16 protein-coding genes and 1 tRNA gene are annotated in these 17749 nt (G+C 72.5%); 7 read left to right on the top strand and 10 right to left on the bottom strand.

The window, feature by feature from the left end; translation table 11 throughout:
• Positions 1-146 precede the first annotated feature (146 nt).
• A complete protein-coding gene (locus ACWZEH_RS11920; protein WP_456198051.1) occupies positions 147-743 on the top strand; it encodes a histidine phosphatase family protein in 597 nt (198 codons plus the stop codon).
• Between the two features lie 30 nt (positions 744-773).
• Here the strand turns inward: ACWZEH_RS11920 and ACWZEH_RS11915 are convergent, their stop codons facing one another.
• Positions 774-2216, bottom strand: coding sequence for an NsdA family TPR-like regulatory protein (locus tag ACWZEH_RS11915; RefSeq protein ID WP_456198050.1), 1443 nt, complete (start codon positions 2214-2216; stop codon positions 774-776).
• A gap of 304 nt (positions 2217-2520) precedes the next feature.
• Between ACWZEH_RS11915 and ACWZEH_RS11910 the strand changes: the two genes are divergently transcribed.
• Together ACWZEH_RS11910 and ACWZEH_RS11905 are read left to right on the top strand one after the other, a co-directional pair.
• Complete coding sequence (locus tag ACWZEH_RS11910) at positions 2521-2937, top strand: hypothetical protein (protein WP_456198049.1); 417 nt, start codon at positions 2521-2523, stop codon at positions 2935-2937.
• 61 nt (positions 2938-2998) lie between these two features.
• Entirely contained in the window at positions 2999-3865 is an 867-nt protein-coding gene (locus tag ACWZEH_RS11905) for a spermidine synthase (RefSeq protein ID WP_456198048.1), read from the top strand.
• A 16-nt stretch (positions 3866-3881) separates the two neighbouring features.
• Here ACWZEH_RS11905 and ACWZEH_RS11900 read toward each other — a convergent pair whose 3' ends face one another.
• Positions 3882-4508 (bottom strand): hypothetical protein, encoded by a 627-nt coding sequence (locus tag ACWZEH_RS11900; RefSeq protein ID WP_456198047.1) that lies wholly within the window; start codon positions 4506-4508, stop codon positions 3882-3884.
• Between the two features lie 107 nt (positions 4509-4615).
• Here ACWZEH_RS11900 and ACWZEH_RS11895 point away from each other — a divergent pair, with 107 nt between their 5' ends.
• Together ACWZEH_RS11895 and ACWZEH_RS11890 are read left to right on the top strand one after the other, a co-directional pair.
• A complete protein-coding gene (locus ACWZEH_RS11895; RefSeq protein WP_456198046.1) occupies positions 4616-5335 on the top strand; it encodes a response regulator transcription factor in 720 nt (239 codons plus the stop codon).
• Entirely contained in the window at positions 5332-6738 is a 1407-nt protein-coding gene (locus tag ACWZEH_RS11890; protein ID WP_456198045.1) for a sensor histidine kinase, read from the top strand. The genes ACWZEH_RS11895 and ACWZEH_RS11890 overlap by 4 nt, the downstream gene beginning before the upstream one ends.
• A 230-nt stretch (positions 6739-6968) precedes the next feature.
• Here the strand turns inward: ACWZEH_RS11890 and ACWZEH_RS11885 are convergent, their stop codons facing one another.
• The 4 genes from ACWZEH_RS11885 to ACWZEH_RS11870 form a co-directional block, all read right to left on the bottom strand.
• On the bottom strand, positions 6969-8408 hold the full coding sequence (locus ACWZEH_RS11885; RefSeq protein ID WP_456198044.1) for a GH1 family beta-glucosidase: 1440 nt from the start codon (positions 8406-8408) through the stop codon (positions 6969-6971).
• Between the two features lie 140 nt (positions 8409-8548).
• On the bottom strand, positions 8549-9460 hold the full coding sequence (locus tag ACWZEH_RS11880) for a carbohydrate ABC transporter permease (protein WP_456198043.1): 912 nt from the start codon (positions 9458-9460) through the stop codon (positions 8549-8551).
• A 12-nt stretch (positions 9461-9472) separates the two neighbouring features.
• The gene (locus ACWZEH_RS11875; protein ID WP_456199551.1) at positions 9473-10486 is read right to left on the bottom strand and encodes a carbohydrate ABC transporter permease; all 1014 of its coding nucleotides are present in this window, start codon (positions 10484-10486) and stop codon (positions 9473-9475) included.
• Between the two features lie 5 nt (positions 10487-10491).
• Positions 10492-11850: an ABC transporter substrate-binding protein gene (locus ACWZEH_RS11870; RefSeq protein WP_456198042.1), complete on the bottom strand. Its 1359-nt coding sequence runs from the start codon at positions 11848-11850 to the stop codon at positions 10492-10494.
• A gap of 344 nt (positions 11851-12194) precedes the next feature.
• Here ACWZEH_RS11870 and ACWZEH_RS11865 point away from each other — a divergent pair, with 344 nt between their 5' ends.
• Positions 12195-13250: a LacI family DNA-binding transcriptional regulator gene (locus ACWZEH_RS11865; RefSeq protein WP_456198041.1), complete on the top strand. Its 1056-nt coding sequence runs from the start codon at positions 12195-12197 to the stop codon at positions 13248-13250.
• A gap of 125 nt (positions 13251-13375) precedes the next feature.
• On the opposite strand, the gene ACWZEH_RS11860 is transcribed toward ACWZEH_RS11865, so the two are convergent.
• Entirely contained in the window at positions 13376-14308 is a 933-nt protein-coding gene (locus ACWZEH_RS11860) for a DMT family transporter (protein ID WP_456198040.1), read from the bottom strand.
• 71 nt (positions 14309-14379) lie between these two features.
• Here ACWZEH_RS11860 and ACWZEH_RS11855 point away from each other — a divergent pair, with 71 nt between their 5' ends.
• A complete protein-coding gene (locus ACWZEH_RS11855) occupies positions 14380-14994 on the top strand; it encodes a TetR/AcrR family transcriptional regulator (protein ID WP_456198039.1) in 615 nt (204 codons plus the stop codon).
• A gap of 84 nt (positions 14995-15078) precedes the next feature.
• Here ACWZEH_RS11855 and ACWZEH_RS11850 read toward each other — a convergent pair.
• The 3 genes from ACWZEH_RS11850 to ACWZEH_RS11840 all read right to left on the bottom strand — a co-directional run bounded on the left by ACWZEH_RS11850 (position 15079) and on the right by ACWZEH_RS11840 (position 17298).
• Positions 15079-15151, bottom strand: a tRNA-His gene (locus ACWZEH_RS11850).
• 140 nt (positions 15152-15291) lie between these two features.
• On the bottom strand, positions 15292-15894 hold the full coding sequence (gene orn / locus ACWZEH_RS11845; RefSeq protein WP_456198038.1) for an oligoribonuclease: 603 nt from the start codon (positions 15892-15894) through the stop codon (positions 15292-15294).
• A gap of 90 nt (positions 15895-15984) precedes the next feature.
• Positions 15985-17298 carry a helix-turn-helix domain-containing protein gene (locus ACWZEH_RS11840; protein ID WP_456198037.1) on the bottom strand — a complete coding sequence of 438 codons (1314 nt, stop codon included), beginning with the start codon at positions 17296-17298 and terminating at the stop codon, positions 15985-15987.
• Between the last annotated feature and the right edge of the window lie 451 nt (positions 17299-17749).

Below are 17749 nucleotides of genomic sequence, written 5' to 3'. Positions count from 1 at the left end.
GGTGGTCGGCCACTTTACGGCGTGCACGCGCCCCCGCCGAGGCGCCCCGGCCCTGATAGACGCTGCGACCGCCCACCGGGTTGCCCGCGACCGGGGTGCGCGATGATGGAGGGGTTCCGCCTGCGTTTTCTCCCGGAAGGTCTCCCATGGCACCGCGCATGCTGCTGGCCCGGCACGGACAGACCGCGTGGTCGCTGTCCGGCAAGCACACCGGCAGGACCGACGTGCCGCTGCTGGAGGAGGGCCGGCGGGGCGCCGAACTGCTCGGGGAGCGCCTGCGCCGCCCGCCGTACGGCGGGATACCGGACGTCGAGGTGCGCACCAGCCCGCTCTCCCGCGCGCGCGAGACCTGCGAACTCGCCGGGTTCGGCGAGCGCGCGCAGCCCTGGGACACCCTCATGGAGTGGCACTACGGTGCCTACGAGGGCCTGACCCCCGCGGAGATACAGGCGGACCGCCCCGGCTGGCTGATCTGGCGGGACGGCGTCCCCGAGGGGGAGAGCCTCGCCGAGGTGACGGCCCGCGCGGACGAGGTGGTCACCTGGGCGCGCTCCGCCGACCGGGACGTCCTGGTCTTCGCCCACGGGCACATCCTGCGCTCCGTCGGTGCCCGCTGGCTGGGGCTGCCGCTCGACTTCGCGGCCCGCATCCGCCTCAACCCGACCTCCCTGTCGGTCCTGGGCTGGGCGTACGGGGAACCGGCCGTCGAGAGCTGGAACGACCTGGGACACCTGGCGGGCTGACCCCGGGCCCCGGGGCACCGCCCCTGCCGGTCACACCGCGCGGGGGAGGGAGGCGTGGCGGTCCAGGAAGGCCGAGACGCCCGAGGCGCGACGGTGCGGGAGCAGGACGCGGGCGGTGCCCGCCAGTATCGTCCGGACCCGGCACGACTGGACCTCCGGCAGCAGGTCCAGTACCCGCATCCCGGCCGCGGCCGCCTCGTCCGGGAGGCCGCCGCGCGCCAGGTCGTCCGCCAGCTCCGCCGTGTACAGCGCGATGTTGCGGGTGAAGTGCGGGTCCTGGAGCTCCGCCGCCCGCCGCGCGTGCCGGGCAGCCCGCGGCCAGTCGCCGAGGGTGGACCAGCACTGCGCCTCCAGGCCCTCCAGCTCGGCCTCCCCGTAGAAGGTCATCCACTCGGGGTCGGCCGGCGTGGACCCGCGGTCGAAGTAGGCCTGCGCGCGGGCCAGCGCCTGTTCGCAGCCCGCCCGGTCGGCGAGCCCGGCCCAGCCGCCCGCCTCGCGCAGCGCCAGCAGCGACATCAGCCGGGGAGAGCCGAGCGGGCGCGCGGCCCGCTGCGCGGCCTGCGCCGCCCGCACCGCTTCCCGCGGCCGGCCCGCGTCGCGGGCGAGGAACGCCGTGTTGCAGAAGGCGTGCGCCTCGAGCCCGGGGTCCCCCGTCACCCGCGCGGTCGCCAGCGCCTCCGCGTAGTGCGAGCGGGCGTCGTCGAAGCGGCCCGAGTCGTGTGCGAGCCAGCCCACCGAGATGGCGAGTTCACCGGCGCCCGCGTACAGCCGCTCCGCCGTCCGCTGCCGGGTCGCGCCGGCGTCGAGCAGGGCGTAGGCGGCGCGCAGCGGTGCGGCGGCCCGCCGGTAGAGGCCGTCGGCCCCGTGCCGGTCGTCGAGCAGCCGGATGTGGCGGACGGCGTCTTCCAGGGCTCCGGCGTCGCTCGCGCCCGGGCGGCGCACGGCGCGCTGTGCCGCCGAGGCGTCCGGGGCGAGGGCGATCGGGCCCAGCGAGGCGGCGGCCACCGTGGCGCCTCCGCCGGTCATGAATGCGCGACGCAGCACGTCGCTCTCCTCGTAGTTGTGGTGCGTGTGGTACAGGTTCCGCGTCTCGTACGGTCCAGGGGTCCCGCCGGTCCCACTCGTGACGAGTGCCGGGTCCCCGACGGGCGGCGGGGGAGTGTCCCCGTCGCCCCGCCCCCGGCGTCCGCGGACCGAGGAACGGGGCGCGAAGCCCAGGTCGGTCAGCGTCCGGTCGGGGAACATGTGCAGGAACACCCGCTCATAGGCGTAGTTGGGGCAGCGGATCTCGCCTGCCTCCACCCGGTGCACGTACCGTGCGTCGCAGCTGACCCGCTCGCCGATCTCGCGAGCGGCCCGGCGGACCGCCGCGGCGAACTCGGCCGGCGAGCGCGGTCCGCGCAGTTGCCGGAAGACGGGATTCGGCCGCGGGGGCCGGTCGGGCTGGGACGAGGGCACCGTTGACGACGCCATGGCCGGGTCCTCTCTGCGAACCGTCGAACCATGCCGGACGACAGGGCGGTTCCTCGCGGTTCGTCATGGTGCGTCCATGCTTCGCGCGGGCACCGTCCTGGTACCGGCGGGCAAGAACGTACCTGCTGTGACCGGGCCGCCACACAAAGTTTGGCCGCAAAGCGGATATCTCGTCCGTGATCCGCCATGAACTGCCATTCTGTGCTATTGGGTTTCGGCGTAGCCGTTGGCCGTCCGGCGCGTTGAACCCGGCAGTGTGTGTGGTGGAGCCGGAGATGCGGAGGCCGGAGATGCGGAGGCCGGGATGGTGACCAGCCAAAGCGGTGAACCCCGAAGGCGGCGCGGCGGGCCGCCGGGCTGCTGCGACGTGGTGACGGTTCCGGCCCGCCAGGGCCTGGAGGCGGTCGACATCCTCCGGCGCCAAGCGGCGGGTGACGCGGTGGGGCCCGTCCTGCACGACGGCAAAGGGCGCACGCTCGGGTTCCTGGTGCCTTCGGGCACGGCCGCGGAGTGGGACGTGCCGGGCAGCACCTGCACACGGGCCGGGGCCGGCCGCGGGCCGGCCCCGGCCCCCGGGGAGCCCGTCCCCGAGCCGCCGGTGGAGGGCGCGGACTGGCTGCTGCCGCCCGAGGGCGCCGACCTCGCCACCGACCCCGCCGCCCTGCGAAAGGCGCTGGGCGAGGCGCAGCGGCTGATCGACGCGATGGACAGTCGCCGGTGAGGGGGCCGCGGGGGCCCGTGCGGGGTCGGGCGCAGGGTGCCGGCCGGGGGACAATGGCCCCATGGGAAGGTCCAGGAACTCCGGGCGCGGGCAGGCCGCCGACGCCGTCGTCGAGAGCGTCGACGGGGGGACCGCCCGGCTCGTCCCCGACCGGGAGCGGCCGAGGGCGTGGACGCTGCTGATCGACGACGCCCCGCAGTCGCACGTCGACATGGACGATCCCGCCCACCTCTCCTTCGCGTACCAGCGGCGGCTCGGACACGTCATCGACACCGTCGCGCCGGCCGGCCGGCCGCTGCGGGCCGTGCATCTCGGGGGCGGAGCGTTCACCCTCGCCCGGTACGTCGCCGCCACCCGGCCCCGGTCCACCCAGCAGGTCGTCGAGCGGGACGCCGAGCTGGTGCGACTGGTCCGCCGGGAACTGCCGCTGGACCCCAAAGCGCGGATCAGGGTGCGCTCGGTGGACGCCCGCGAAGGGCTCGCGAAGGTGCCGGACGGATGGGCCGGCCTCGTCGTCGCCGACGTGTTCAGCGGCGCCCGCACCCCCGCCCACCTGACCTCGGCCGAGTTCCTGGACGACGTCCGCAGGGCCCTCGCCCCCGGCGGGGTCTACGCCGCCAACATCGCCGACGGGCCGCCGCTGGCCCATCTGCGCGGCCAGATCGCCACCGCCGCCGCCCGGTTCGCCGAGCTCGCGCTGATCGCCGATCCGGCGGTCCTGCGCGGCAAGCGCTTCGGCAACGCCGTGCTGGTCGCCTCCGACGCGCCCCTCCCGCTCGCCGAACTGACCCGCCGCGCCGCCTGCGACCCGCATCCCGGCCGCGTCCAGCACGGCCGGGAACTCAGGGACTTCACCGGCGGCGCCACTGCGGTCACCGACCTGGCGGCGGTCGCCTCACCGGCGCCACCGGCGTCGGTGTTCCGCTGAGCCCGGCGCCCGCCGATCAGTAGGTGCCGATCTCCACGCGCGGAGGGCCGTCGTGCCAGGTGCAGAAGACCGACACCCGGTCCGCGCCGGCCGTGAACTCCACCCGGATCCACGACTCCGTCTTCCACACCTGCATGGACCAGCCCGCGCCGGGAGTCGCCGACACCAGTGACGCGGAGGTCTCGCCGAGGTCGAAGACCGCCCGGCCGCCGGTGGTGTCGTACGCCTCGACCTCGCCGGAGGCGGCCGGGGCGGGGTCGCCGCCGGCCGGCGCGGGATCGGCCGGTTCTGGGTCGGGCGAGGCGGGCGCCCTGCCGGGATCCCGCGCCGACTGCCGCGACGACCCGGGGGCCTGCGCGTCGGCGTCCTGCGTGCCCTCGCCGTCGCCCTCGTCCTTCGAACCGCCTTCGTCGCCCTGGCCGTCCCCGGCGTTCCTCGACGCCTCTTCGCCGGACGGGCGCCGGGTCGAGGACGACACCGGCTTCGACTCCCGCGTCGTCGTGTCCCCGGCCGTCACGGGCAGCGCGCGCGGAGGGTCGTAGGCGGTGCCCTCCATCACGGTGTGCACCCCCCACCACGACAGCGTGACCGCCGCGCCCGTGGCGAGCAGCCAGGCCAGCAGGTGTACGAGTCCTTTGCGCATCGCCGGTCATACTGCCTCACCCGCCCCGGGAGTGTCGCCTTCCTCCGGGATCCGGAGTCGTCCACAGGCCGGCACCGGCCTGCCCCGCATGGCGTACGGTGCCGCCCATGGCAAGTGTTCTCGTGGTCGAGGACGACCAGTTCGTACGCTCGGCGCTCATCAGGCAGTTGACCGACGCCGCGCACACCGTGCGCAGTGTGGGGACGGCGCTGGAGGCGTTGCGCGAGGTCGCCCATTTCCGGTTCGACGTCGTCGTCCTGGATCTCGGGCTGCCCGACCTCGACGGCTCCGAGGCGCTGAAGATGCTGCGCGGCATCACGGACGTGCCGGTGATCATCGCCACCGCGCGGGACGACGAGGCGGAGATCGTGCGGCTGTTGAACGCAGGCGCGGACGACTACCTGACCAAGCCCTTCTCGGTGGAACACCTCTCGGCCCGCATGGCGGCCGTGCTGCGCCGGGCGCGGTCCCTCGCGGGGGAGGCCGCGCCGTCCCCGGTGATCCGGGTCGGCGGACTGACCGTCGACCCGCTGCGCCGCCAGGCCGAACTCGACGGCGCACGGCTCGATCTGACCCGGCGCGAGTTCGACCTCCTGGCCTTCCTCGCCGGGCGGCCCGGAGTCGTCGTCGCCCGCAGGGAACTCCTCGCCGAGGTGTGGCAGCAGTCGTACGGCGACGACCAGACCATCGACGTCCATCTGTCCTGGCTGCGCCGGAAACTGGGGGAGACGGCCGCCCGGCCGCGCTATCTGCACACCCTGCGGGGCGTCGGCGTGAAACTGGAGCCGCCCGCCGACGGGGCCTCCCAGGCGGAGCAGCCGCGATGAGGTGGGCCCTGGTGAAGGTGTCCGTGGCGGTGACCGCGATGGTCGTGGTCGCCTTCGCGGTGCCGCTCGGCCTGGTCATCCGCGAGATGGCCCGCGACCGCGCCTTCTCCAACGCCGAACGGGAAGCCGCCGCGGTCGCCCCCGCGCTGTCCATCACCACCGACCGCGACCAGCTCGAACGCGTCGTCGCCTCCGCGGGCTCCGGCGGGGCCGACGCGGGGATGGCCGTGCACATCCCCGCCGCGGACGGCGACGAACCCCTCGGCATCGGCCGCCGGCGTGCCACCGCGGAGGACATCGAGGCGGTACGGAATCTGGGCCGTGTCTCCACCTCCCAGGTGTCCGGCGGCTCCGCACTGCTCCAGCCGGTCGCGCTCAGCAGCGGCGAGATCGCCGTGGTCGAGGTGTACGTCCCCGAGGCCGAGGTCACCAACGGGGTGGGCACGGCCTGGGCGGTCCTCGCGGCGGTCGGCGCAGCCCTGATCCTCGGCTCGGTCGCGGTCGCCGACCGGCTGGGCATACGGATGGTGCGGCCCGCGCAGCGCCTGGTCGAGGGCGCGCACGAGCTGGGAGAGGGCAAGCTGGGGGCGCGGGTGCCCGAGAAGGGGCCCACCGAACTGAGGCTGGCGGCGGTGGCGTTCAACTCCATGGCCGACCAGGTCGTGCAACTCCTGGCCAACGAGCGGGAACTGGCGGCCGATCTGTCCCACCGGCTGCGTACCCCGCTGACCGTGCTGCGGCTCAACGCCGCCTCGCTGGGCGACGGGCCGGCCGCCGACCAGACCCGCGCGGCGGTGGAACAGCTGGAGCGCGAGGTCGACACCATCATCCGCACCGCGCGGGACGCCAAACCGCAGACGGCCGCCGCCGGTCCCGGCGCCGGCTGCGACGCCGCCGAAGTGGTCCGCGAGCGGATGGTGTTCTGGTCGGCGCTCGCCGAGGACGAGGGCCGCAAGTGGCGGGTGGCCGGTGCCGACACCCCCGTACGCGTCCCCGTGGCCCGTGCCGATCTGGCCGCCGCCCTCGACGCCCTGCTCGGCAACGTGTTCCGGCACACCGCCGAGGGCACCGCCTTCGCGGTCGACGTGCACAACGGCGAGGACGCGGTGATCGTGCTCGTCTCCGACGCGGGCCCCGGCATACCCGACCCCGAGGGGGCGATGGCCCGCGGCCGGGGTTCCGGCAGCGACGGCTCCACCGGACTCGGCCTGGACATCGTGCGCCGCCTCGCGGAGGCCACCGGCGGGGACGTCCGCATCGGCTCGTCGGTGCTCGGCGGGACCGAGGTACGGATCTGGATCCAGCTGGACGGCCGGGAGGGAGCACCCCGCGGCCGGGGCCGCGGCCGTCGCGGGACCGTACGCCGCCGCCCGGGGCGACCGGTGCCGGCGTTCCGGCGCTGACCGGGGGAACACACCGGCGCGCGCCCCGGCCGGTCACCGTCCGGCCGGGGCGCGCCTGTCCGGGCATCCGTCCCGGTGCCTGTCCGGGAACCGCCCGGCAGGAAGACGGCCCCGGACACGCCCCGGGCGGGGTGCGGACACCCGTGTGGGGCGCGGCGCTCCCCCTGGGGCACCGCGCCCCGTTCCCCCGCCCCGCTCCCGGTTCCCCCGTGTCCCCGTTCCCGGGAGGGTCAGATGCCGTCCGGCTCCGGGAGGGCGCCCGACCGGGCCGCCCGGCCGTACCAGAGGGCGCTGGCCTTCGGGGTCCGGACCTGGGTCGCGTAGTCGACGTAGACCGCGCCGAACCGCTTCTCGTAGCCGTACGCCCACTCGAAGTTGTCCATCAGGGACCACAGGTAGTAGCCGCGCACGTCCGCGCCGTCGGTGATGGCCCGGCGGACCGCGGAGAGGTGGCCGTGCAGGTAGGCGATCCGCTCCGGGTCCTGCACCGTGCCGTCGGAGTCGGGCTTGTCGTCGTACGCGGCGCCGTTCTCGGTGATGTAGAGCGGCAGGCCGGGCGCCTCACGGGTGTACCGCATGATCAGGTCGTGCAGCCCGGTCGGGTCGACGGCCCACCCCATCTCGGTGCGCTCGCCCGGCGCCTGGTGGAAGGCCACGTGGTCCGCCGCGGGCCACGGCGAGTGCTCGCTCTCCCCGTGACCGTCCGCCCGCGGGCCCTTCGCGTCGGGGTCGGCCGCCGACACCAGGGAGGGCGTGTAGTAGTTGAGGCCCAGCGCGTCCAGCGGCTGGTGGATCAGCTCGAGGTCGCCCTCCTGGACGTAGGACCAGTCGGTGAGCGACGCGGTCGCCTCCAGCAGCGTCTCGGGGTAGGCGCCCTTCAGGATCGGGCCGTGGAAGATCCCGTTCGCCAGGTCGTCGATGGTGCGCACCGCCGCGAGGTCCGCCGGATCGCTCGGCGAAAGCGGCCGGACCACCGAGGAGTTGAGGCTGATCGCGACGGAGTTGCGGGCCGGCATCACCGACCGCAGCGCCTTGGTGCCCAGCCCGTGCGCCAGGTTCAGGTGGTGGGCGGCCCGCAGCGAGGCCGCCGGGTCGGTACGGCCGGGGGCGTGCACGCCGGACGCGTAGCCCAGGAAGGCGCTGCACCACGGCTCGTTGAGCGTGATCCACTGCTCCACCCGGTCGCCGAGCGCCTCGCCGACGATCTGCGCGTACTCGGCGAAGCGGTAGGCGGTGTCACGCTCCGGCCAGCCGCCCGCGTCCTCCAGCTCCTGCGGCAGGTCCCAGTGGTAGAGGGTGACGGCCGGCTTGATGTCGCGCTCGAGCAGCTCGTCGACCAGCTTGCGGTAGAAGTCCAGGCCGCGCTGCACGGCCGGGCCGCGGCCGGTCGGCTGCACCCGGGGCCAGGAGACGGAGAAGCGATAGGCGCCCAGGCCCAGGTCCGCCATCATCGCCACGTCGTCGCGGTAGCGGTGGTAGTGGTCGTTGGCGATGTCACCGGTGTCGCCGCCGGCGGTCTTTCCCGGAGTGTGGCTGAAGGTGTCCCAGATGGACGGGGTACGCCCGTCCTCCCGCACCGCGCCCTCGATCTGGTACGCGGAGGTCGCGGAGCCCCAGAGGAAGGCGGGGGGAAAGGCCGCCGGGGTCGCCGGCGTTGCGGAGTCAGACATGGAAGCGCTCCCATAGGAGGTCGTGGCGGACCTACGAGTCGGAGTGAGCAGGGGGGAAGGGGTGGTGAGAGGAATGAGGGAGAGGGGGAGGGGGAGGGAGAGGGGGAAGAAGGGGCCTACGGTGCGGGGAGGTTCGCGGGTCAGCCCTTGACCGCGCCCTGCATGATGCCACCCACGATCTGCTTGCCGAAGATCGCGAAGACCAGCAGCAGCGGCAGCGTGCCGAGCAGCGCGCCCGCCATGATCAGGGACTGGTCCGGGGTGAAGCCGCGGCCGAGACCCGCGACCGCGACCTGCACGGTCGGGTTGCCGGACTGGGTCAGGACGAGGAACGGCCACAGGAAGTCGTTCCAGGTCTGTACGAAGATCAGCATGCCCAGCACGGCCATCGCCGGCCGCGCCGCCGGGAACACCACGTGCCAGATCACGCGCCAGCTGCTCGCGCCGTCGACCCGGGCGGCCTCGATGATCTCGTCCGGCAGCGCCTGGAGCAGGTACTGCCGCATGAAGAACACACCGAACGCGCTCACCAGCGACGGGAAGATCACCGCCTGCAGCTGGTCGGTCCAGTCCAGCTTGGCGACCATCATGTACAGCGGGATCACGCTCAGCTGCGGCGGCACCATCATCGTGCCGATCACGATGAGCATCATCGCGTTGCGGCCCTTGAAGCGCAGCTTGGCGAAGGCGAACCCGGCGACCGTCGACAGGGTCACCACGGTGGCCGCCGAAATGCCCGACACGATCGTGGTGTTGAGGAACGCCTCACCGAGGTTGGCGTCGGTCCAGGCGATCTCCAGGTTCTTGAACAGGTTCGAGCCGAACCAGAACGGCGGCGGCGTCTCGGCCAGGCGCTGGTTGTCCCGGGAGGCGGCGATCGCGGTCCACACCAGCGGGAACAGCGAGACGATCGTGAACACGATCAGGATCGCGTACGCGATCGGACCGCCGTGCAGGGTGCCGCCGGCCCGCGCGGACTTCGGCAGACGGGAGCGCTTGCGCTCCTTGGCGGGCGTGGTCTCGGGGGGCGGGGGCGTCACAGTCGTCGTCACGGCCACAACTCCTTAACTACTGGCGCGCAGCCGGCGCGAGATGACGTAGTTGATGATGCCGATGACGATCAGGATCAGGAACATCATCCACGCGATCGCCGAGGCGCGGCCCAGGTGCTGGTTGATCCAGCCCTGTTCGTACAGGTACAGGCCGAGCGTCTGGAACTGGTGCTCCGCGCCGCCGGACGCGCCCTTGTTGGCGTCGAACAGCAGCGGCTCGCCGAAGACCTGGCTCGCCCCGATCGTGGACACCACGACCGTGAACAGGATGGTCGGGCGCAGCGAGGGCAGCGTCACGTTCAGGAACTGCTGCCAGCGGTTGGCGCCGTCCAGCGCCGCCGACTCGTACAGGTCCTGCGGGATCGCCTGCATCGCGGCCAGGTAGATCAGCGCGTTGTAGCCGGTCCAGCGCCAGATGATGATGGTCGAGACGGCGAACTGCGAGGGCCACTTGTCGCCCTGCCAGTCGACCGGGTCGATCCCGACGAAGTCCAGCGTCCAGTTGATCATGCCGTAGTCGCGCCCGAAGAGCAGCACGAACACCAGGGAGGCGGCGGCGATCGAGGTGGCGTACGGCGCGAGCATCGCGACCCGGTAGAAGGTCGAGGCGCGCAGCTTGTAGTTGAGGATGTGGGCGATGCCCATCGCCATCAGCAGCTGCGGGACGGTCGCGATGACGCCGATGGTCAGCGTGTTCTGCGCCGCGTTCCAGAAGAACTCGTCGTCGAAGATCCGGGTGAAGTTGCGCAGCCCCACCCATTCCATGTCGGTCGGGGCGGTCAGCTCGACCTGGTGCAGCGAGGCCCAGCCGGTGTACACCAGCGGGAACAGGCCGAAGGCGAGGAACAGCAGGAAGAACGGGGAGACGAAGGCGTACGGGCTCCAGCGCATGTCGCGCTGCCAGCGGCGGGACAGCTTTCGCCGGCGCCGCTCCTCCTGGCTCTCGGGCGCGGTGCCCCCGGGCGGGCGGCCCGGGGCCGCGCCCCCCTTGACGGGGGACGCGGCGGTGTCGTTGCGGGTGGACATCCGGGTCACTTGTCCAGGTTGTTGTCGATGGTCTTGGTGGCCGTCTCCCAGGCTTCCTCGGCGGACTTGCCCTTGGTGACGAGGATGACGCCGTTGTCCGTCAGACCCTGCTGGATGATCTGGTCCTTCGGACCGATCACCTGGACGGGGATCTGCTGGGCGGCCTCGGAGAAGATCTCACCGATCGGGGCGTCACCGGTCATGTCGTTCTTGGCGCCGGTCACCTCGGGGCTGTCGAAGGCGGTCTGGGCGCTCGGGAAGCTGCCCTGCACCTCGAACAGCTTGGCCTGCTGCTCGGGAGCGGTCAGCCAGGCGACGAGCTTCTTGGCCTCGTCGACGTTCTTGGCGCTCTTGGGCACGCTCAGGAAGGAGCCGCCCCAGTTGCCGGACTTGGGGGGCACGGCGACGTCCCACTTGCCGGCGGCGTCGGGCTGGGACTTGCCCTTGATGTAGCCGAGCATCCACGGCGGGCAGGCCATCGCGGCGAACTTGTTGTTGGAGATGGTCTGGTCCCAGGACGGCTGGAACTGCGTCTGGGCGCCGATCATGCCCTTCTCGGCGGCCTCGGCGGTCAGGTCGAAGGCGTCCTTGACGGCCGGGTTGGTCTTGTAGACGACCTCGCCGGAGGCGTCGTAGAACTTCTCCTCCTCACTGCTCAGGATCGCGTTGAGCAGACCGCCGGGGGAGTCCAGGAAGGTGGTGCCCTTGGGGGCCTTCTTCTGGTAGTCCTCACCGACCTCGACGAACTTCTCCCAGTCGCCCTCCCACAGCTTGGCGACCTCCGCGCGGTCGGACGGCAGCCCGGCCTTCTCGAACAGGTCCTTGCGGTAGCAGATCGCCATCGGGCCGATGTCGGTGCCCAGGCCGACGGTCTGGCCCTCCTTGGTGGTGGCCTGCTCCCACTTCCACTCGAGCCAGTCGCTCTTGTTCACGCCCTCGGCCTTGGAGAGGTCCTCGAGCTTGTCGCCCTGGGTGGCCACGATCTCGGCGATGTTGCCGACCTCGACGGCCTGGACGTCCTGCAGGCCGCTGTTGGTGGTGAGGTGGTTGAGCAGCGCCGGGTAGTAGTTCTCGTTGCGCTCGACGACGTTCTCGGCGATCTTGATGTCCGGGTTCAGCTTCTCGTACTCGGCGTAGAGACCGGCTTCCTTGAAGCCCATGGTGCCGAACAGGCCCAGCGTGACCGTCGTCTTGCCCTCGCCGCCCGACGAGGAGTCGGAGTCGCCGTCCCCACCGTCGTCGGCGCAGCCGGCCAGTAGCCCCGTGCCCAGCGACACCACGGCCGCGACGGCCAGTGCCTTGCGGGTGAAGAGCTTCCCCCCGTTCGTACGCTGCCGAGAGAGGGGGAGGGTACGTGCTCGCATTGCGTCCTCCTGTTGCCCTGACGTGCCGACCCCCCGGCCAACGGCGTTGTTGGACCCGTTTTTGCGTGCTGCGGCTCGGGCGGGGAACGTGCGGGTTGTGTATGTGTCAGGTACCGTGGGAGCGCTCCCACAAGTGATGTGTTGAAGGGTTGCGGGTCCGGGCGGGGGTGTCAAGGGAGTGAACGCGGTGAGATGCGTTCAGTTATCGGGCTGTTAACTGGAGGCCCGAAGCTCGCCGACGGATGGACCCGGGGCTCCGGACGGTACCCCTGACGGGGTAGCCGCCGCTCACGGGGCTGTTAGATTCCAGGCCGGCGTGACATACGACGAAAGGTGGGGCGTACATGGCAAGCCACGGAGCGCGGAGCCGCAGTGGCGGCCGCCCCACCCTCGAAGAGGTGGCGGTGCGCGCCGGTGTCGGCCGGGGCACCGTCTCCCGGGTGATCAACGGTTCGCCCCGGGTGAGCGACGCCACCCGTGCCGCCGTGGAGGCCGCCGTGGCGGAGCTCGGTTACGTCCCGAACACGGCCGCCCGCGCCCTGGCCGCCAACCGCACCGACGCGATAGCGCTGGTCGTGCCCGAGCCGGAGACCCGGTTCTTCGCCGAACCGTACTTCTCGGACATGCTGCGCGGGGTGGGGGCGGCGCTCTCCGACACCCGGATGCAGCTGCTGCTGATCTTCGCGGGCAGCGACCGGGAGCGGCAGCGCCTCGCCGACTACCTGGCCGCGCACCGGGTGGACGGCGTGCTGCTGGTCTCCGTGCACGCCCACGACCCGCTGCCCGACATGCTCGCCCAGCTGGAGATCCCGGCGGTGATCAGTGGCCCGAGGTCCGCCGCGGAGACGCTGACCTCGGTCGACTCCGACAACTACGGCGGTGCCCGGCAGGCCGTCGAGCACCTCATCGGCCGGGGCCGGCAGCGCATCGCCCACATCACCGGCCGCCTCGACGTGTACGGCGCGCAGCGGCGCACCGACGGCTATCGCGACGCCCTGAGCGACGCGGGCCATCCCGAGGACGACCTGCTGATCGAGGCGGGCGACTTCTCCGAGGAGGGCGGCCGGCGCGCGATGGCGGCGCTGCTGGAGCGCCGTCCGGACCTGGACGCGGTCTTCGCGGCCTCCGACGTCACCGCCGCCGGCGCCCGGCACGCCCTGCGGGAGGCGGGCCGCCGCATCCCCGACGACGTGGCCCTGGTCGGCTACGACGACTCCGCCATCGCCCGCCACATGGACCCGCCGCTGACCAGCGTGCGCCAGCCCATCGAGGAGATGGGCCGCAGGATGATCGACCTTCTCCTCGCCGAGGTCGCCGACCGCCGCCCGCCCGCCTCCCGGGAACTGGACCGGCGTCAGGTGGTCCTGGCCACGGAGCTGGTGGCGCGCGCGTCGTCGTAGCGCCGGGGCGGGGTGTGCGCGGCGGCGGGGAGGGTGCGCCGACGGGGACGCGCCACGCTCGTCAGCATGTCCAGGGCCCGGCATCGGCCTCGGTGACGGCCGACTCCGTTCACCGGGCGGAGGCGTCAGGTGCCGTACCCGGCCGGCCTCGCGGCCCCGCCCGTTTCCGTGTCCCGCGCGCGCACCCCGGTGGGCGAGGTGCCACCGCGATGGACGACGACGACTGCCGCGAGGCCGGCGGCCAGACCGAGAGCGGTCTGCGGGCCGAACGGTTCGCCGAACGCGAGGGCTCCCCAGACTGCCGTGACCGGGGCCATGAGGAACATGAGCGTGTTGACCCGGGTGACCCCGGAGCGCCTCAGGATGAGCCAGTACAGCCCGTACCCGCCGAAGGTCGACAAGGCCACGAGCCAGGTGATCGCGGTCCAGAACGAGAGTTCCGCGGGCGGCTTCGCGGCTCCGGCGCCCACGGCCAGTGCCGTGAAGACGACGGCGCTGGTGGCGCAGTGGACGGTCAGCGACACCGCGGGCGCGACCCGCGTACGGGATCTGCTTTCGAGGAACGTGGCCGCCACCAGGGAGAGCATGCCGAGGAAGGGGACGAGGTAGGCCCACCAGGCCGCACCGGTGCCGGCCGTGGCGTCGGCCGCGGTGACGACGGCGACGCCGCCGGCCCCCAGGCACAGGCCGAGCCACTGCCTGTGTGAGACGTACTGGCGCAACAACGGTCCGGCGAGCGCTCCGGCGACGAGGGGCTGGACGCCGTCGATCAGGGCCGTGGTGCCGGTGGAGACCCCGAGCTGGATCGCGTAGTAGACGGTCAGGAGGTAGCCGCTCTGCGACAGCACGCCGATCACGGCCTGCCGGGCCACGTCCCGCACCGTGAGGCCCCGCCACGACGCCCCGAGGACGATGGCGACGACGATCAGGACGACGGCCAGCGGCAGGAACCGCCACATCAGGATCGTGACCGCGGAGGCGCTGCCCGCGCCGAGCTTGGCTCCGATGAACCCGGAACTCCAGCAGAGCACGAAGGCGGTCGAGAGCAGGAAGTTCACGCCTCACCCCTCCAGTAGACAGATCGGTATACCCATCACGTCACTATACAGATCGGTATAGTGTTGGGGGTATGGGCACTGCCGAGGGGTCGCGACGGATCACGATGACGCCTGCCGCGCGGCGCGTCCTGGAGGCCGCCACGAGGCTGTTCTACGAGCGCGGCATCCATGCCGTCGGGGTGGACCTGATCGCCGCCGAGGCCGGGGTGACGAAGAAGACCCTCTACGACCGGTTCGGCTCCAAGGAGCAGATCGTCGTGGAGTACCTCGCGGCCCGCGACGAACGCTGGCGGGCCTTCCTCGCCCCGTACCTCGACGCCGCACGGCCGGCGACGCCGGCGCGCGTCCTGGCCGTCTTCGACGCCTCACGGGCGTGGGTGGCGGAGAACAGCCCCAAGGGATGCGGCATGGTCAACGCGCACGCCGAGATCAGCGATCCGGCCCACCCGGCCTACGCGATCATCACGGGGCAGAAGCAGTGGATGCTCGCCCTGTTCACCGACCTCGCGGGGGACATCACCCCGGACGGAGCCGGTGATCTGGGCCGGACACTCATGCTGCTTCACGAAGGAGCGCTCGTCGCCCACGGCCTCGGCATCCTCGCGGACCCCGTCGGCCATGCCCGCGAACAGGCGCGGGCCCTCCTCGCCGCCGCCGTGCGAGACGCGGACGGCGGCACGCGGTGAGGACGGCTCCGACGAGGACCGGCAGGGCGTCGGGGCACGAAGAAGGGCTGACCCGTGTTCTCGGGTCAGCCCTTCTTCGTTCAGGGTGAGTGACGGGACTTGAACCCGCGGCATCCTGGACCACAACCAGGTGCTCTACCAGCTGAGCTACACCCACCATGGCCGCCATCGGTGGAGACTGGGTCTTTCCCGACCGGCCGAGAAAAAGTGTACAGGGTCCGAAGGGGTGCTCGCGCCAGGGTTTCGCGGCGCCCCTCGGACGGCCTCCGCACGCCCCGCCGTGCGCCCGGCGCGTGCCTACCGGGCGGGCAGGACGTGCTTCGCGGCGATCTTCTTCGCGGTGTCCGAGTCGGGGCCCGGCTGGGGGACGAAGACGGCCTCGCGGTAGTAGCGCAGCTCCGCGATGGACTCGCGGATGTCGGCCAGCGCGCGGTGGTTGCCGTTCTTCTCGGGGCTGTTGAAGTACGCCCTCGGGTACCAGCGGCGCGACAGTTCCTTGATGCTGGACACGTCGACGATGCGGTAGTGCAGGTAGTCCTCGAGGGTCGGCATGTCCCGCAGCAGGAACCCGCGGTCCGTGCCCACGGAGTTGCCGCACAGGGGGGCCCTGCCGGGCTCCTTGACGTGCTCCCTCACGTACGCGAGGACGCGCTTCTCGGCGTCCTCGAGCGTCGTGCCGTCCGCCAGCTCGTCGAGCAGTCCGGACGCGGTGTGCATCTGACGCACCACCTCCGGCATCGTCTCCAGAGCCCCGTCCGGCGGGCGGATGACGATGTCGACACCGTCGCCGAGCACGTTCAGCTCGGAGTCGGTGACGAGGGCGGCCACCTCGATGAGCGCGTCGTCGGACAGCGAGAGGCCGGTCATCTCGCAGTCGATCCACACCATGCGATCGTTCATATGTCTAACCATACGGCGCGAAGGAGCGCGGGGGACCGGGCGGGCCCGCTTCGGGCCCGCCCGGTCCCCCGCGCTCGTCTCAGGCCCGCCTCACGGCGCGCTGCGCTGGCCCGGCACGCTCGCCCGGGCCTGGGCGTAGGCCTCGCGGGCCTCGCGGGCCGGGTCGCCCGAGGAGGCCGGCGCCGTCAGCGACGGACCGCCCAGGGCGTTCGCGGCCGCCGTGCGCCGCGACTGGTGCGGCACCGGGGCGTCCGGATGCAGCGCTGCGGGCGCCTGACCGGGAGGGCCCGGGTGCCCGTGCCCGTGCTGGTGCTGGTGCGCCGGCCCGGACGGGACGGCTCCCGGGATGTTCGGGAGGCCGTCGGAGCCCTGGTGCCGTTCCGCCTGGGGGCGCCGCGCGCGGTACGCGGCCCGGTAGGCGGCCGGGGACGAACCCAGCTGACGCCGGAAGTGGCCCCGCAGGGCGACCGGTGAGCGGAAGCCGCAGCGGCCCGCGACCTCGTCCACCGAGTAGTCCGACGTCTCCAGCAGGCGCTGGGCCTGCAGCACCCGCTGCGTGATCAGCCACTGCAGCGGCGCGCTGCCGGTCAGTGAGCGGAAGCGGCGGTCGAACGTACGACGGCTCATGTACGCGCGTGCCGCCAGCGTCTCCACGTCGAACTGTTCGTGGAGGTGCTCCAGCGCCCAGGCGACGACCTCGGCGAGCGGGTCGGCGCCGATCTCCTCCGGTAAAGACCTGTCCAGATAGCGTTCCTGACCACCCGTCCGGCGCGGCGGGACGACCAGACGCCGGGCGAGCGCGCCCGCCGCCTCGTTGCCGTGATCCGTGCGCACGATGTGCAGGCACAGATCGATTCCGGCCGCCGTACCGGCGGAGGTCAGCACGTCGCCGTCGTCCACGAAGAGTTCCCGCGGATCGACGTGCACCGACGGATAGCGTTTCGCCAGCGTCGGCGCGTACATCCAGTGGGTGGTCGCCGGCCGGCCGTCCAGCAGGCCGGCCGCCGCGAGCACGAAGGCGCCGGTGCACAGCCCGACGATGCGGGCGCCTTCCTCGTGGGCCCGGCGCAGCGCCTCGAGCGCCTCCTGCGGCGGCGGCGAGGTGATCGAACGCCAGGCGGGCACGACAACGGTGCCCGCCCGCGCAATCGCCTCCAGGCCGTGCGGCGCGGTGAGTTCGAGACCCCCCGTGGTCCGCAGCGGGCCGTCCTCACCGGCACTCACCAGCAGGCGGTAGCGCGGTACGCCGGCGTCCTGGCGGTCGATCCCGAACACCGACAGCGGTATGGAACTCTCGAAGATGGGGCCGCCGCTGAACAGCAGCACCGCGACGATCTCCTTGCGGCGTCGCCCGGCGAGTTTCCGGGCCGCGGTTTCCGGCGCGGCAGTGGAGTCGTGGCTCATACTGCTAAGCCCCCCTCGGTGGTCGCGGCTCCTCGGTTGTGTCGCACCTGCACGTTTCCCCTCGGTCCTGCACGAGTCCCCCGCCGTAAGACAGTCAAGATCGAATCTACTGTGTCCCGTCGTGCCCGGGTGGCCAGTTGGGCCCCCGGTAGATTGTCGACTTGGCAACTTGGCGTGAAGCATTCGATCACGAAGGGTTGCACTCGTGGGCCGCGCAGGGAAGTGCGCCTTGTCGCGGTGGCCAATCCACATAGGGTGCCCGGGGTCCCCCGGGCCCTTCCCGTGCAGGTCGAACGGGGGTTGGGGGATGGTCGCACCGGTTGATGCACAGGTTGCGGAAGTTGGCTGAAAACATGCGTCCGCGTGCGCGGAAACCGGTCAGGCGACCGGTGTCTTCCCGCCGGGTCGCGGACCGGTCCGGCGGGGCCGTCGTGAGGCCCCTCCCGGGCCG

This window comes from Streptomyces yamdrokensis, from assembly GCF_053890455.1.
This window is presented reverse-complemented; position numbering and strand designations above follow the sequence as displayed.

What these genes read in the sequence shown, in the direction of transcription:
- ACWZEH_RS11915 (WP_456198050.1), bottom strand. Translation starts at nt 2,216, where the DNA reads ATGGCGTCGTCAACGGTGCCCTCGTCCCAGCCCGACCGGCCCCCGCGG.
- ACWZEH_RS11885 (WP_456198044.1), bottom strand. Translation starts at nt 8,408, where the DNA reads ATGTCTGACTCCGCAACGCCGGCGACCCCGGCGGCCTTTCCCCCCGCC.
- ACWZEH_RS11910 (WP_456198049.1), top strand. Translation starts at nt 2,521, where the DNA reads ATGGTGACCAGCCAAAGCGGTGAACCCCGAAGGCGGCGCGGCGGGCCG.
- ACWZEH_RS11920 (WP_456198051.1), top strand. Translation starts at nt 147, where the DNA reads ATGGCACCGCGCATGCTGCTGGCCCGGCACGGACAGACCGCGTGGTCG.
- ACWZEH_RS11865 (WP_456198041.1), top strand. Translation starts at nt 12,195, where the DNA reads ATGGCAAGCCACGGAGCGCGGAGCCGCAGTGGCGGCCGCCCCACCCTC.
- ACWZEH_RS11870 (WP_456198042.1), bottom strand. Translation starts at nt 11,850, where the DNA reads ATGCGAGCACGTACCCTCCCCCTCTCTCGGCAGCGTACGAACGGGGGG.
- ACWZEH_RS11840 (WP_456198037.1), bottom strand. Translation starts at nt 17,298, where the DNA reads ATGAGCCACGACTCCACTGCCGCGCCGGAAACCGCGGCCCGGAAACTC.
- orn (WP_456198038.1), bottom strand. Translation starts at nt 15,894, where the DNA reads ATGAACGATCGCATGGTGTGGATCGACTGCGAGATGACCGGCCTCTCG.
- ACWZEH_RS11895 (WP_456198046.1), top strand. Translation starts at nt 4,616, where the DNA reads ATGGCAAGTGTTCTCGTGGTCGAGGACGACCAGTTCGTACGCTCGGCG.
- ACWZEH_RS11855 (WP_456198039.1), top strand. Translation starts at nt 14,380, where the DNA reads ATGGGCACTGCCGAGGGGTCGCGACGGATCACGATGACGCCTGCCGCG.
- ACWZEH_RS11905 (WP_456198048.1), top strand. Translation starts at nt 2,999, where the DNA reads ATGGGAAGGTCCAGGAACTCCGGGCGCGGGCAGGCCGCCGACGCCGTC.
- ACWZEH_RS11890 (WP_456198045.1), top strand. Translation starts at nt 5,332, where the DNA reads ATGAGGTGGGCCCTGGTGAAGGTGTCCGTGGCGGTGACCGCGATGGTC.
- ACWZEH_RS11900 (WP_456198047.1), bottom strand. Translation starts at nt 4,508, where the DNA reads ATGCGCAAAGGACTCGTACACCTGCTGGCCTGGCTGCTCGCCACGGGC.
- ACWZEH_RS11875 (WP_456199551.1), bottom strand. Translation starts at nt 10,486, where the DNA reads ATGTCCACCCGCAACGACACCGCCGCGTCCCCCGTCAAGGGGGGCGCG.